14 protein-coding genes are annotated in these 13,905 nt (G+C 65.0%); 7 read left to right on the plus strand and 7 right to left on the minus strand.

Features of this window, described 5'->3' with window-relative positions; genetic code table 11:
- Nucleotides 1–44 precede the first annotated feature (44 nt).
- Complete coding sequence (locus JG746_RS03475) at nt 45–1,589, plus strand: 4-hydroxyphenylacetate 3-hydroxylase N-terminal domain-containing protein (protein WP_202356902.1); 1,545 nt, start codon at nt 45–47, stop codon at nt 1,587–1,589.
- Between the two features lie 6 nt (nt 1,590–1,595).
- Nucleotides 1,596–2,105 carry a flavin reductase gene (locus JG746_RS03480; protein ID WP_027040919.1) on the plus strand — a complete coding sequence of 170 codons (510 nt, stop codon included), beginning with the start codon at nt 1,596–1,598 and terminating at the stop codon, nt 2,103–2,105.
- A 4-nt stretch (nt 2,106–2,109) separates the two neighbouring features.
- Here the strand turns inward: JG746_RS03480 and hpaR are convergent, their stop codons facing one another.
- Nucleotides 2,110–2,538: a homoprotocatechuate degradation operon regulator HpaR gene (hpaR, locus tag JG746_RS03485; RefSeq protein WP_446721158.1), complete on the minus strand. Its 429-nt coding sequence runs from the start codon at nt 2,536–2,538 to the stop codon at nt 2,110–2,112.
- 184 nt (nt 2,539–2,722) lie between these two features.
- On the opposite strand from hpaR, the gene JG746_RS03490 reads away from it, so the two are divergent.
- From JG746_RS03490 to hpaH, 5 genes are read left to right on the plus strand one after another with little or no spacing between them, the layout of a single operon-like run.
- Nucleotides 2,723–3,109, plus strand: a complete 387-nt coding sequence (locus tag JG746_RS03490) for a 5-carboxymethyl-2-hydroxymuconate Delta-isomerase (RefSeq protein ID WP_202356904.1) — start codon at nt 2,723–2,725, stop codon at nt 3,107–3,109.
- Nucleotides 3,110–3,121: 12 nt separating this feature from the next.
- Complete coding sequence (gene hpaE, locus JG746_RS03495; protein ID WP_202356905.1) at nt 3,122–4,639, plus strand: 5-carboxymethyl-2-hydroxymuconate semialdehyde dehydrogenase; 1,518 nt, start codon at nt 3,122–3,124, stop codon at nt 4,637–4,639.
- A 15-nt stretch (nt 4,640–4,654) separates the two neighbouring features.
- Nucleotides 4,655–5,635: a 3,4-dihydroxyphenylacetate 2,3-dioxygenase gene (hpaD, locus tag JG746_RS03500; protein WP_202356906.1), complete on the plus strand. Its 981-nt coding sequence runs from the start codon at nt 4,655–4,657 to the stop codon at nt 5,633–5,635.
- Between the two features lie 8 nt (nt 5,636–5,643).
- Nucleotides 5,644–6,510 (plus strand): fumarylacetoacetate hydrolase family protein, encoded by an 867-nt coding sequence (locus JG746_RS03505; protein ID WP_202356907.1) that lies wholly within the window; start codon nt 5,644–5,646, stop codon nt 6,508–6,510.
- The gene (gene hpaH, locus JG746_RS03510) at nt 6,507–7,313 is read left to right on the plus strand and encodes a 2-oxo-hept-4-ene-1,7-dioate hydratase (RefSeq protein ID WP_202356908.1); all 807 of its coding nucleotides are present in this window, start codon (nt 6,507–6,509) and stop codon (nt 7,311–7,313) included. The genes JG746_RS03505 and hpaH overlap by 4 nt, the downstream gene beginning before the upstream one ends.
- Nucleotides 7,314–7,343: 30 nt before the next feature.
- Here the strand turns inward: hpaH and JG746_RS03515 are convergent, their stop codons facing one another.
- From JG746_RS03515 to JG746_RS03540, 6 genes are read right to left on the minus strand one after another with little or no spacing between them, the layout of a single operon-like run.
- Complete coding sequence (locus JG746_RS03515) at nt 7,344–8,366, minus strand: phosphotransferase enzyme family protein (protein ID WP_202356909.1); 1,023 nt, start codon at nt 8,364–8,366, stop codon at nt 7,344–7,346.
- Entirely contained in the window at nt 8,363–9,685 is a 1,323-nt protein-coding gene (locus JG746_RS03520; protein WP_202356910.1) for an aminotransferase class III-fold pyridoxal phosphate-dependent enzyme, read from the minus strand. Before JG746_RS03520 ends, JG746_RS03515 begins: the two co-directional genes overlap by 4 nt.
- Nucleotides 9,686–9,720: 35 nt before the next feature.
- The gene (locus JG746_RS03525; protein WP_202356911.1) at nt 9,721–11,070 is read right to left on the minus strand and encodes an aminotransferase class III-fold pyridoxal phosphate-dependent enzyme; all 1,350 of its coding nucleotides are present in this window, start codon (nt 11,068–11,070) and stop codon (nt 9,721–9,723) included.
- A gap of 20 nt (nt 11,071–11,090) precedes the next feature.
- Entirely contained in the window at nt 11,091–11,753 is a 663-nt protein-coding gene (locus JG746_RS03530; RefSeq protein ID WP_202356912.1) for an HAD family hydrolase, read from the minus strand.
- Complete coding sequence (locus JG746_RS03535; RefSeq protein WP_202356913.1) at nt 11,750–13,030, minus strand: Tm-1-like ATP-binding domain-containing protein; 1,281 nt, start codon at nt 13,028–13,030, stop codon at nt 11,750–11,752. The genes JG746_RS03530 and JG746_RS03535 overlap by 4 nt, the downstream gene beginning before the upstream one ends.
- A complete protein-coding gene (locus JG746_RS03540; RefSeq protein WP_202356914.1) occupies nt 13,030–13,800 on the minus strand; it encodes an IclR family transcriptional regulator in 771 nt (256 codons plus the stop codon). The genes JG746_RS03535 and JG746_RS03540 overlap by 1 nt, the downstream gene beginning before the upstream one ends.
- Between the last annotated feature and the right edge of the window lie 105 nt (nt 13,801–13,905).

Genomic DNA, 13,905 nt, shown 5'->3' on the forward strand with positions numbered 1-13,905 from the left:
CTCAGGCGCGGCGCTAGGATCGTCGCTATCAGTGGAGGAACAACATGCGGTCAGAAGATTTTCGTGCCGACAAAGCGCGCCCGTTCACCGGGGCCGAATATCTGGAGAGCCTGCGCGACGGCCGCGAGGTCTATATCAACGGCGAACGCGTCGCCGACGTCACCACGCACCCGGCAATGCGCAATTCCGTGCGGTCGCTGGCGCGGCTCTACGATGCGCTGCATGATCCGAAGCGGCGCGACGCGCTGACCTCGGCCACCGACACCGGTTCGGGCGGCTACACCCACAAATATTTCCGCGTCGCCAGATCCTCGGGCGAACTCGCCGCGCAGCAGACGGCGATCGCCGAATGGTCGCGCATGTCCTATGGCTGGATGGGGCGCACGCCCGACTACAAGGCGGCGCTGATGAACACGCTCGGCGCCAATGCGCAGTGGTACGGGCCGTTCAAGGACAATGCGCTTGCCTGGCACAGCAGAGCGCAGGAAGCCGTGCTGTTCATGAACCATGCCATCGTCAACCCGCCGATCGACCGCCACAAGCCGGCCGAACAGGTGAAGGACGTGTTCGTCCACATCACCAAGGAAACGGATGCCGGCATCTATGTCTCGGGCGCCAAGGTGGTGGCGACGTCGTCGGCGCTGACGCACTACAATTTCCTGGCGCAGGGCTCGGCGACGGTCACCGAGGATCCGTCGCTGTCGGTGATGTTCATCGTGCCGATGAACGCGCCGGGGATAAAGATGTTCTGCCGCGTCTCCTACGAGCAGACGGCCAATACGGTTGCGGCGCCCTTCGACTATCCCTTGTCGTCGCGCTTCGACGAGAACGACGCGATCCTGGTGCTCGACAATGTCTTCATCCCCTGGGAGGACGTGCTGGTGCTGCGCGACGCGCAAAAGATCCTGTCGTTCCATCCGGCGTCGGGCTTCATGCACGGCTATTGCTTCCAGGGTTGCACGCGGTTTGCCGTCAAGCTCGACTTCCTTGCCGGTCTGCTGGCCAAGGCGCTGCGGGCCACCGGCGGCGACGCCTTCCGGGGCAACCAGGCTGCACTTGGCGAGGTGATCGCGCTCAGGCACATGTTCTGGAGCTTTTCCAATGCCATGGCCTACAATCCGATCCCGTGGGCGAATGGCGCGGTGCTGCCCAATCTCGACGCCGCACTCGCCTACCGCACCTTCATGTCGGAAGCCTATCCGCGCGTCATCGACACAGTGCGCCGGGTGATCGCCTCGGGGCTGATCTACCTGCCGTCCTCGGTGCGCGACTTCAACAATCCCGAGATCGACAAATATCTGGCGCAATATGTGCGCGGCTCCAACGATATGGGCCATGTCGAGCGCATCAAGATCATGAAGCTTTTGTGGGACGCGACCGGCACCGAGTTCGGCGGCCGCCACGCGCTCTATGAACTGAACTATGCCGGCGCGCCGGAAGAAGTGCGGCTGCAAGTATTGAAGGGCGCCGAACGCGGCGGCCGGCTGAAGGCGATGGAGGAGCTGGTCGACACCTGCATGGCCGATTATGACGAGAATGGCTGGACCGGCGATACCTGGCTGCCGCCGCTGACCTCGACGGCGGGGTGACCTCTCATGGCCACGCAGATTTCGAAGACCGATTTCCGCGACGCCATGGCAAGGGTCTGCGCGCCGGTCAACATTGTCACGACCGACGGCCCGGCGGGGCGCGGCGGCTTCACCGCCACCGCCATGTGCAGCGTTTCCGACGAGCCGCCGACGCTCCTGGTGTGCATGAACGGCCGCTCGACGCAGGCCGCCATGTTCCTCGCCAACCGGCGCTTCTGCGTCAATGTGCTGACGCATGACCATATGCATCTGGCGGGAAAGTTTGCCGGCGCGACCAGGGACATGGAGGCCCGCTATTCGGCGGCGCGCTGGCAGACGCTGACCTCGGGCACGCCGGCACTGTCGGACGCGATCGTCAATTTCGACTGCGAGATCGAGGACGTGCATATCGTCGGCACGCACAATGTCATGATCGGCCGCGTCATCGATGTCCGGCACGGCAGCGGCGGCTCGGCGCTGCTCTATGTCGACCGCAACTATACGCAGCCGACACGGCTGGGGAGCTTCGGTGGGTGAAGCCTCAGCTTTCGCCGTCGATCAGCGTCTCCAGCAGATCGAGCAGCTGCTCCAGCCGCTCATGGCCGAAGCGGCGCTCGATGTCGTCGTAGATGACGCGGCGCTCGGGCGACAGGGCGTCGATCAGGGCGGAGCCGGCCGGCGCGATGGTCAGCACGACGCGGCGGCCGTCGCCTTCCGCCTTGTTGCGGGTGATGAATCTTCGGCCCTCGAGCGCCTTGATGATGCGGGTCAGGCTGGGCGGCAGCACCGAGGCGCGATCGGCAAGCTCGGTCGCCTCGACGGGGCCGGCTTCGCTCAGCACGCGCAACACGCGCCATTGCTGTTCGGTCACGTCATGCGCGGCGAGCATCGGGCGAAACCGCGCCATCACCACTTCGCGGGCATGAAGCAGCGCCATTGGCAAGGAGCGGCGGGTGTTCTCGGGCAGCAAGTGAATTTTTCTCCAGCGCAGGCTTGCGGCCGGCGGCGAGGGCTTTGCCAAGCGCTTGCCCTAAAGCCGGTCACCGTCATCCCGTATCGTCGCCTCAGGCCGGATGCAAGGCTTGACTTCGGCGATATCGCATGTAATTAACGCGTTAATTACAACAAAGCAATGTTCCAGGGAACGAGACGCGGTGCCTCACTTCTCCATCGAGTATTCAGCCAATCTCGATGCCAAGGTCGACATGGGCGAATTGTGCGCGCTGGTGGCGCGCACCGTGCTCGACACCGGGCTGTTCGAGATCGGCGCGGTGCGGGTGCGGGCCTTTCGTGCCGAGGCCTACGCCGTTGCCGACAGAATGCCGGAAAATGCCTTTCTCGACATGTCCTTTCGCATTGGGACGGGCCGCAGTGTCGAGGACAAGAAGCGAACCGGCGAGGCCATCTTCGCGGCGGTGAGCAAATATCTGGCCACGCTGTTCGAGACCCCGCATTTCGCCTTGTCGCTGGAGATCAGGGAAATCGATCCGGTGCTGAGCTGGAAGAAGAATGCAATCCACCCGCGGCTGCGTGGCAAGTGACGGAAGACTGACATGTCCGATCTCGAAAGCAATCTAAAAAAGGCCGAGGCGTATCTCACCCGTTTCAAGAAAGACGGCGTGCTGAACCAGATCGGCGGCGAGGCGGTGCCGGCCGCCGACGGCTCGACCTTCGAGACGCTGTCGCCTACCGACTTGAAGCCGCTGGCCAGGGTCGCGCGCGGCAGCGCCGCCGACATCGACCGCGCCGCCAAGGCGGCGAAGGCGGCATTCCCGGCCTGGGCCGCGATGCCTGGCGAAGCACGCAAGAAGCTGCTGCACAAAATCGCCGACGTGATCGAAGCGCGCGCCGAGGAGATCGCCTTCGTCGAATGCATGGACACCGGCCAGGCGCTGAAATTCATGGCCAAGGCGGCATTGCGCGGTGCGGAGAATTTCCGTTTCTTCGCCGACCGCGCGCCGGAAGCGCGTGACGGCGAGACGCTGCGGACGACAGGCCAGATCAATATGACCACGCGGGTGCCGATCGGCCCGATCGGCATCATCACGCCCTGGAACACGCCGTTCATGCTGTCGACCTGGAAGATCGCGCCGGCGCTGGCTGCAGGCTGTACGGTGGTTCATAAGCCGGCTGAATTCTCGCCGCTGACGGCGCGCCTGCTGGTCGAGATCGCCGAGGAGGCCGGCCTGCCGAAAGGCGTGTGGAACCTGGTCAACGGGCTCGGCGAGCACGCCGGCAAGGCGCTGACCGAGCACCCCGACATCAAGGCGATCGGCTTTGTCGGCGAGAGCCGCACCGGTTCGATGATCATGAAGCAGGGCGCCGACACGCTGAAGCGCGTGCATTTCGAGCTTGGCGGCAAGAACCCGGTGATCGTCTTTGCCGATGCCGACCTCGAACGCGCGGCCGATGCGGCGGTGTTCATGATCTACTCGCTCAACGGCGAGCGCTGCACCTCGTCGTCGCGCCTTCTGGTCGAGGCCTCGGTCTACGACCAATTCACCGATCTGGTGGCGGAGAAGGCAAAGCGCATCAAGATAGGCCATCCGCTCGACCCCAAGACGGTGGTCGGGCCGCTGATCCATCCGGTGCACGAGGAAAAGGTGCTGTCCTATATCGAGATCGGCAGATCGGAGGGCGCGGTGGTCGCCGCCGGCGGCGGCAAGTTCGCCGGCCCGGGCGGCGGCTGCTATGTCAGCCCGACGCTGTTCACCGGCGCCACCAACCGGATGCGCATAGCCCAGGAAGAGATTTTCGGGCCTGTGCTGACGGCAATCGCCTTCAAGGACGAGGCGGAAGCGCTGGCGCTGGCCAACGACACGCAATACGGCCTGACCGGCTATCTCTGGACATCCGAGGTGACCCGGGCCTTCCGCTTCACCGATGCGCTCGATGCCGGCATGATCTGGGTCAACTCCGAGAATGTGCGGCATCTGCCGACGCCGTTCGGCGGCGTCAAGAATTCCGGTATCGGCCGGGACGGCGGCGACCATTCCTTCGACTTCTACATGGAGACGAAGAACATCGCCTTCGCCACGTCGACGCACGCGATCCAGAAACTCGGCGGCTGACCGGAGGAGATCAGAATGCCCTTGCCCAAGCCCAACCTCTATCCGGCCTTCAACATCGTGCGCCTCAGCCATGTCGAGCTGGCGGTGACCGACCTTGCCAAGTCGCGCGCCTTCTATGTCGACACGCTCGGCCTGCAGGTCACCGACGAGACGTCGGGCGCCATCTACCTCAGGGCCATGGAGGAACGTGGCCATCATTGCATCGTGCTGCGCAAGGCATCGACACCGGAAGCGCGCGACCTCGGCTTCAAGGTGTTTTCGGACGAGGACCTCGACAAGGCCGCGCACTTCTTCAAGGGCAAGGGCCTGCCAGTGGACTGGGTCGAGCGACCCTATCAGTCGCGCACCTTCCGCACACGCGATCCGCACGGCATTCCGCTCGAATTCTATGCGCAGATGGAAAGGCTGCCGCCGATCCACCAGAAATACGCGCTCTACAGGGGCGTGAAACCGCTGCGCATCGACCACTTCAACTGCTTCTCGCCCAATGTCGACGAATCCGTCGCCTTCTACAACGAGCTCGGTTTTCGCGTGACCGAATACACCGAGGATGCCTCGAGCGGAAACCTGTGGGCGGCCTGGACGCACCGCAAGGGCGGGGTCCACGACATCGCCTTCACCAACGGCATCGGCCCGCGCCTGCACCACGTCGCCTTCTGGGTGCCGACACCGCTCAACATCATCGACCTGCTCGACCTGATGGCAACGACCGGCTATCTGCCGAACATCGAGCGCGGCCCCGGCCGGCACGGCATTTCCAACGCTTTCTTCCTCTATATCAGAGACCCGGACAACCATCGCATCGAGATCTATTGTTCGGACTACCAGACAGTCGATCCGGACCTCGAGCCGATCAAATGGGACCTCAAGGACCCGCAGCGGCAGACGCTGTGGGGCGCGCCGGCGCCGAAAAGCTGGTTCGAGGAGGGCAGCAGCTTTGCGGGCGCGACCGCGCGGCAACCGGACATGACGGCGTCGCCAATTGTGGCGCCGTGAGCGGCACCATGAACCGGATCGCCACCTTCACCATCAAAGGCAAGTCCCGCTATGGCGCGGTCACTGACAAGGGCCTCGTCGACCTGTCGGCCCGCCATAGCCAATGGCCGACATTGCGCGAGGTGATCGAGGCCGGCGCCTTGCGGCGGCTGGCGGAGGAAGCCGAGGCGTTTGCCGCCGATTTCCCGCTCGATGGCATCGTCTACGACATTCCCGTCCCGTCGCCGGAAAAGATCATCTGCGTCGGGGTCAACTACCCGGACCGCAACGAGGAGTACAAGGACGGGCAGGCCGCGCCTTCAAATCTGTCGCTGTTCATCCGCTTCCCCCGCTCCTTCGTTGGCCATAACGTGCCGCTGGTGCGTCCGCCGGAATCACCGCAGCTCGATTATGAGGGCGAGATCGTCATCATCATCGGCAAGGGTGGTCGGCGCATCGCCGAGACCGAAGCGCTCGGCCATATCGCCGCGCTATCGCTGTGCAATGAGGGCACCATCCGCGACTGGGTGCGGCATGCCAAGTTCAACGTCACGCAAGGCAAGAATTTCGACCGTACCGGCTCGATCGGCCCATGGCTGGTGCCGTTCATGGACGAGGCGCAGATCGCCGACATCGCTCTCTCCACCCGCGTCAATGGCGAGCTGCGCCAGCAGGACCGCACCAGCCGGATGATCTTTTCCTTCCGCAAGATCATCAACTATGTCTCGACCTTCACCACGCTGGTGCCAGGCGATATCATCGTCACCGGCACGCCGACCGGCGCCGGCGCCCGCTTCGACCCACCGGTCTGGCTGAAGCCGGGCGATGTGATCGAGGTAGAGGCCGACGGCATCGGCGTGCTCAGGAACGGCGTCGTCGACGAGGCAGCTTCATGACACCGGAGCAAGTGGAGGATGCCGCCAACCGGCTGTTCGAGGCCGAGCGCTCGCGCCGCCAGATCCGACTGCTCAGCCTCGACTACCCGCAAGCGACCATGGAGGATGCCTATCGCGTCCAGGCGGCGCTGGTGAAACGCAAGACCGATGCCGGGCTGAAGCCGAAGGGCTGGAAGATCGGCCTGACCTCCAAGGCGATGCAGTACGCGCTGGCCATCGACACGCCGGATTCCGGCGTGCTGTTCGACGACATGTTCTTCAACGACGGTGCGACGGTTCCGGCCGGCCGCTTCATCCAGCCACGCGTCGAGGCCGAAATCGCCTTCGTCATGAAGGCGCCGCTCAAGGGTCCAGGCGTGACCCTCTTCGACGTGCTCAACGCCACGGACTACATCACGCCGGCGCTGGAAATCCTCGACACGCGCATCGAGCGCGTCAATGCCGAGACCAAGCAGGCGCGCAGCTTCTTCGACACGATCTCCGACAATGCCGCCAATGCCGGCATCGTCATCGGCGGCCGGCCGCAGCGGCCCGACGAAGCCGACATGCGCTGGATCGGTGCCATCGTCTCGCGCAATGCCGAAGTCGAGGAGACCGGGCTCGGCGCCGGCGTGCTCAACCATCCGGCGATGGGCATTGTCTGGCTGGCCGACCGGCTCGCGCGCTACGGCATGTCGATCGCCGCCGGCGAAGTGGTGCTGTCGGGCTCGTTCGTGCGCCCGGTCGAAGCGCGGCCCGGCGACACGATCGTCGCCGATTTCGGCAGTTCGGGAACGGTCAGCATTCATTTCGCCAAGGGCTGACGGCTCCGCCGCCCGCCCCTGTCGGTCGCCCTATGAGCCTTGCGAATAGGCAATCACCACATCGGCCGCGATGTTGGACATGCGCAGGCCGACCTCCCTGGTGATGTCGCCCTCGACGCGGCTCTGCACCCAGCCGAGGAAGGCGAAGGCGCGCAATGCGGCGAACAGCGGCAGTGCGGCGATGTCGTGCGGCGTCAAATCCCGCTCCTGCCGGTAGCCGTCGAGCAAGGCGGCTTCGATCAGCGGATAGATCGCCTCCTCGCGATTCTGGTACAGAGCAACGGCGAGGTCGTACATGTGCCAGCCGAAGCCGCAATCGTCGAAGTCGATGATGCGCACCGCGTCGTCATGGATGAGCACGTTCTCGCGCACCAGATCGGCATGGATGATGCCGAAATTGCGGGTGCTGCGTTCATGCGCCGAGAGCGCCTTCACGGCCTTGTCACGTGCCCGCAGAACGAGCTCGCGGCGCCGGCCATCGAGAAAGGGAGAGGTCTCGAAACGGCCCCAGGTCGGGTTCGCGCCGAAGAAGCCTTCGAAATCCCAGGCATGACGGGCAAAGCCGGCGGGCGGCGTCCAGCTGGCGCTGATATTGTGCATCTGCGCGATGGTTCGGCCGATGGTCGTGAAGACCTGCCTCGCCTGGTCAGCAGTGTAGGCCAGGGATACGCCGCGCGCGCCGACGGCGCGGCCTTCGAGCCAGCTCAGACAATCGGCCTGGCGGGGCTGCCCTGAAGCAGCCGTGCCGACAAGCACGAACAGATCGCCGGCCGGTGTCGGCACCGGCGACGGCGTGGCGATACCGGCGGATTGCAGAAAACCCATCCATTGCAGTTCCGAGCGCAGCGCGGCGTCGGTGTGATAACCGAGCCGATGGATGCGCATGGCCGCTGGCCGGCCATCCGGCAGCCGAACGCGGAAGACGGCGTTCTCGCGGTATTTCAGCAGCTCCGGTTCGCCGTCGCGGACACCCCAATAAGCGAGCGCACGGCGCGCAAGCGCGGTGACATCCGCCGCCGTCTCAGGCTCGGATCGGCCGGAAACCGCGTTCACGCCGACACTCCAGCGACGTCGCCAAGCACTTCGTCGAGGGTGGCGATCAGCAAATCGGCATGGGCGCGGGAGAACGGCATGGGCGGACGGATCTTCAGCACATTGCCATGGATGCCGGTCTTGCCCATCAGCACGCCTCGGTCACGCATCGCGTTGATGACGCGCCCGGCAATCTCGGGCGCGGGCGCGCGCGTCTCGCGGTCATGGACCAGCTCGGCGCCGAAGAACAGGCCGGCGCCCCTGACCTCGCCGATACAGCCATGCCGGTCGGCCAGCGGCCGCAGCAGGCCGAGCGCATAGGCGCCGACATCGCGCGCATTGGCGACGAGATTTTCGTCTTCCAGAACATCGAGGACGGCATTGGCGACCGCACAGGAGACCGGATTGCCGCCGAAGGTGTTGAAGTAGCGGAAGGCATTGCGGAATGTCGCCAGGATTTCCGAGGTGGTGACGACGGCGGCGACCGGGTGGCCATTGCCCATCGGCTTGCCCATGGTGACGATGTCGGGGGTGAAGCCGGCGCGCTGGTGGCCCCAGAAATGGCTGCCGGTGCGGCCGAAACCGGGCTGCACCTCGTCGGCGATAACGAGACCGCCCGCCTCGCGCACGGCCGCCACGGCGTCGTCGAAAAAGCCGCTGGGCAGCGTCGGAAAGCCTTCATTGGCAAGCAGCGGACAGAGGATCATGCCGGACAGGCCGATGCCGTCCTTTGCCAGCGAAGCAATGGCTTGGCGCACGGCGTCGCCAAACGCCTTGCCGTCGGCCATCGCGTCGGGATGGCGAAAACTGTCGGGCGCCGGCACCAGCCGGACATGGGGCGCACGGCCGCCGACGGGCGGCATGCGGGTCGAGAGCTGCGAGACCGCCGTGGTGTTGCCGTGATAGGTGGCGTCGGTGGCGATGATGCCCATCTGGCCTGATGTCGCCTGCGCCATGCGCAGCGCGATGTCGTTGGCCTCGCTGCCGGTGCAGGTGAGGATGGCGGTGGAGAGGCTGGGATCGAAAGTCGCGGTCAGCCGCTCGACATAATCGAGGATGGCGGTGTGGAGGTAGCGCGTGTGGGTGTTGAGCAGGCTCGCCTGCCGGCACAGCGCCTCGACCACATGCGGATGACAATGACCGACATGGGCGACATTGTTGTAGGCGTCGAGATATTGGCGGCCGTCGGCATCGTGGAGCCAGACGCCTTCGCCGCGCACCAGATGCACGGGCTCGTCATAGAACAATTGCGATTTGGCGCCGAGCAGGCGGCCTCGCCGGCTGACCAGCGTCTCCTCGGCCTGCGTTCCATGCGGCGGATTCTTCTGCGGATGTGGCATGTCTGTATCGAAACTCCGTTGCGTCGGTCGACCCGTCAGACCTTCGACAGGCCGGCATCCAGCGCTTCGCCGATCTTCGCCACGTCGGCGGCGCTGATGATGAGGGGCGGCGACAGGATGATGTTGTTGCCGGAGACGCGCAGCATGACGCCGGCCTCATAGGCCGCCTCGGAAACCACGGCCATGGTCTTCTTGTCGGTCGGCTTCTTGGTGGCGCGGTCCGAGACCAGCTCCAGCGCCGCCATCAGGCCCTTGTACCTGACATCGCCGACGATCGAGTGCCTGGCTTTCAGCCCTTCCAGCACCGCCGCTAGCTCGACGCCGCGCGCGGCGGCGTTCTCGTTCAGGCGAAGCCGTTTGGTCTCGGCAAGTGCTGCCAGCCCCGCGGCGCAACCGACCGGGTGGCCGGAATAGGTGTAGCCATGGCCGATGGACCCAAAGCTGGTCTTGTCGGCCTCGAAGACATCGGCGACCTTGGCGCCGATCAAGGTCGCGCCGAGGGGGAAATAACCCGAGGTGATCGCCTTGGCGATGGTCATGAAATCCGGCTTCACGTTCGTTAGTCTGGAGCCGGACCAGGCGCCGGTGCGGCCGAAACCGGTAACCACCTCGTCGGCGATCAGCAGGATTTCGTGGCGGTCGCAGATCTCGCGCACCAGCGGCATGAAGCTTTCATGCGGAACGATGACGCCGCCGGCGCCCAGCACCGGCTCCATGATGAAAGCGGCGATGGTGTCGCCACCCTGGAAGGCGATCTCGTCTTCCAGCGCCTTGGCGCAGAGTTTAGCCAACCGCGCCGGATCCGTCTCGTCGAACGGGTTGCGGAAGGTCCAGGGCGCCGGGATGTGGAAGACGCCAGGCAATAGCGGCTCGTAGTTGCGGCGGAAATTGGCGTTGCCATTGACCGACGCGCCGCCGAAATGCGTGCCGTGGTAGCCTTTCTTCAGCGCCAGGAATTTGGTGCGGTCGCCCTGGCCGCGGATCTTCCAGTATTGCCTCGCCAGCCGCAGGGCGGTCTCGACCGAATCCGAGCCGCCCGAGGTGAAGAAGGTCCGCACCATGCCTTCCGGCGCGAACCATTCGGCGAGTTCGTAGGCGAGCTCGATCGACGGCCCGGTCGAGGTGCCGCGGAAGCCGGAATAGTAGGGCAGCGCGCCGAGCTGGTCGGCGATCGCCTTCTTGATCGGGTCGCAGCTGTAGCCGAGATTGACGTTCCACAGGCCGCCGACGGCGTCGAGCACGCTCTTGCCATCGATGTCGGTGACGCTGACGCCCTCGCCCTTCATGATCACTTTGGGCGGATTGGCCCGCATCTCGGCCGGATGCGCCATCGGATGCCAGATCGGCTTGGCATTGGTCTCGGTGAGGAAATTGATGTCGCGCATCGGAAGGCTCCGCAGATGTCTCAGGGGACGAGGTCGAAATGGGCAAGGGCTTCGGCATAGGAAAGCGCTGGCCGGGCAACGTCGAAATGCACCGTGCGCATGCCGGCGGCACGGCCACCATCGACATTGCGCTGCTGGTCGTCGACGAAGACGCAGGCTTCGGCGGGCAGGCCGAGCGCTTCGGTGACGAATTGATAGGCGCGCGGGTCAGGTTTCAAGATGCCGGTATAGGTGGCGTCGACGATCACGTCGAACAGGCCGAGCAGCGGCAACCGCCGGCGGAAGTCGGCGCCATAGAACAGGTCGAGTTCGTTGGACAGGATCGCCAGACGGAACCCGGCGGCATGGACGGCGCGGATGGCATGGTCGGCTTCGGGCCGCACCACCTTTTCCGGCTCGGCGCCGCGCGCGCGCTGGACGAAGGTTTCCATCGCCTGCCAGTCCTCGCCGACGAGCCGACCGACCTCGCTGGTCCGGGTGCGCCAATAGTCGCGCTCGCTGATCTCGTCGGCCTGCATGGCGCGCCACAGCGGGTCGCTGTCCGGATCGAACGGTCCGCGCCATTGCAGCGTTCCGGGCTTCAGGCCGAGCGCCTGTTCGGTCAGGGCATGGGTCTCGAACAGCGTGCGGGTGACGACGCCGCCGAAATCGAGGACGAGCGCCTGGGCGGCAATAGCGCTCACGCGGCCACCCCATTGGCCGGCATGCCGCGCGGAATGATGCCTTCCTCGACCCAGCGGTCGAAGATTTCGAGAGCCTTGGTGACGAAGCCGTCGCTGTTGATATGCGCGTCGATCTCGTGGAATTCGACGCCGGCGGGAATGGTTTTGCGCATTTCATCGACGAAGGCGGCAAGCGCTTCCGGCTCGTAGAGCGGCTCACCCTGCATGTCCCATTCCTGGATGCCGCCCGCCGGCAGGATGAAGGCGGAGCGGCCTTTCGATACGGCGAGCTTGCCGGCGATGGTCCTGGCGACCTCACGCCGATCGTCGGCATCGACGGTGATCGAGGCGATCAGCCTGTTGTGGGCGTGGAACGGGCGCTCGGAAAATTTAGCCGGCAAATCCTGCCAGGTCGGCAGATCGACCATGTCCACCGCGCCGGGGGCTGCGATCTGCGGAATGCCGCGGGCGCCGGCATTTTCCAGCCGGTCGCTGCCGGAGGAGACGACGGAACCCGCGAGATGGTTGGTGATTTCCTGCAGGCTGAAGTCGAAGACGGCGCAGAAATGGTCCTGGCCGGCGATCGATTCGAAGGCGCGGCCGCCCATGCCGGTGGTGTGGAAGACGGCGACATCATAGCCGCGCCGTTCGAGCGCCGGCTTCAGCGTCTTCATGTAGCGCAGGCAGGAGCTGCCGAGCGAGGTCATGCCGATGGTCGGGCCGATCGCCGGCGCCGAGGCGCGGCTCTCCAGCACGATCCTGGCCGCGCCGACGACCGCGCCGCAGGCCTGCGACAGGACCAGCTTGCAGATCGAGTTGAGGCCGTAGAGCCCGCCGGCCCAGAGGATCATCATCAGGTCCGGCGCGACGCGCTCGGGCGGGATCAGGTGCGAATAGGCGATGGTGGAGACGACGAATTTCGGCACGCCGAGCGGCAGGGAAAGCGCCACATCGAGCGCGAGATCGGTGCCCATCGAGCCGCCTATGGCGATAAAGGCGTCGATCTCGCCATTCCGGTGCAGCCGGCGCACCAGTTGCACGGCGCCGCCCGCCATCAGCGTCATGGCGGTGTTTTCGTCACCGCTGGCGACGATCTCTTCGATGGTGACGTCGACGGCACGGGCCACGGCATGTTTGTCGTGATCGGGGCTGTAGGGCGGATTGCCGAGAACGCTGACATCCATCATCACGGCGCTGCCGCCTGACGCCTCGATGCAGGCTTTCATGAACAGCAGTTCGTCGGCCTTGGTGTCGCCAGTGCCGATGACCAGGATGCGGGGCGCGATCTGTGCGGGCATCAGGCCTGCCTCCTCAAGGTTTGCAGATTGTCGCCGTTGAGGCGCATCGAAATCTCCCGTGCCGCTGCCATGACCGCAAGTCCCCGTTGCGTGATGTCGGCGTTTGTCGTCCTCGCCTTGGGCGCCGCCACCGCGATGGTGCCGAGCGCGAAGCCGTCCGCCGCCAGGATTGCAGACGCAACGGAAACAACGCCCTCTTCCAGGCCCTGATCGCAGATCGAGTAGCCGCGCTCGCGCGCCTCGGCCATGGAACGGGAGATGGCCGCCGGCTCGATCAGCGTATGCGCCGTGAAAGCTTCGAGCGGTGCCGCAAGGCAGGCCTTGATGGCTTCTTCCCTGGCGAAAGCCAGATAGGCGATGCCCGACGCGGTCGAATGCAGGGGCAGGAGCTGGCCGATGTCGATGTTGACGCGATTCGCCCAGCTGGGATGTTCGACATGGACGGTGACCAGCCTGTCGATGCCGAATTCCGACAGATGCACGGTCTCGGACGTGGCACTTGCAAGATCCCGCACCAGCGGCACCGCGGTCTGCAGGAAAGGGAAGCGGGCCTCGCGGATGCGCGCCAGCCGCGACAGGCCGGCGCCGAGCCGATAGTGCCGCGTGGCGGCGTCCTGCTCGACGAAGCCATGGTTGGTCAGCGCCACCAGCAGCCGCCGCGTCGTCGCCTTGTCGAAGCTCGACCGGCGCGCCAGATCGGTCAGCCCGAGTTCGGGCTCAGCCACGGTGAAAAGCTCCAGAAGTGAAATCGCCTTGCCGACCGTACCCACATTTGCCTCCAAGCACGGGCCAATCAATTAACGTGTGAATTAACTTGACAGGAAGCCGCTTTGTTTGCAAGTCTATATTCAAAATAAGGGTTCACATAATGAACC

It is taken from the genome of Mesorhizobium sp. 113-3-3 (genome assembly GCF_016756495.1).
Classification (GTDB): Bacteria; Pseudomonadota; Alphaproteobacteria; order Rhizobiales; family Rhizobiaceae; genus Mesorhizobium.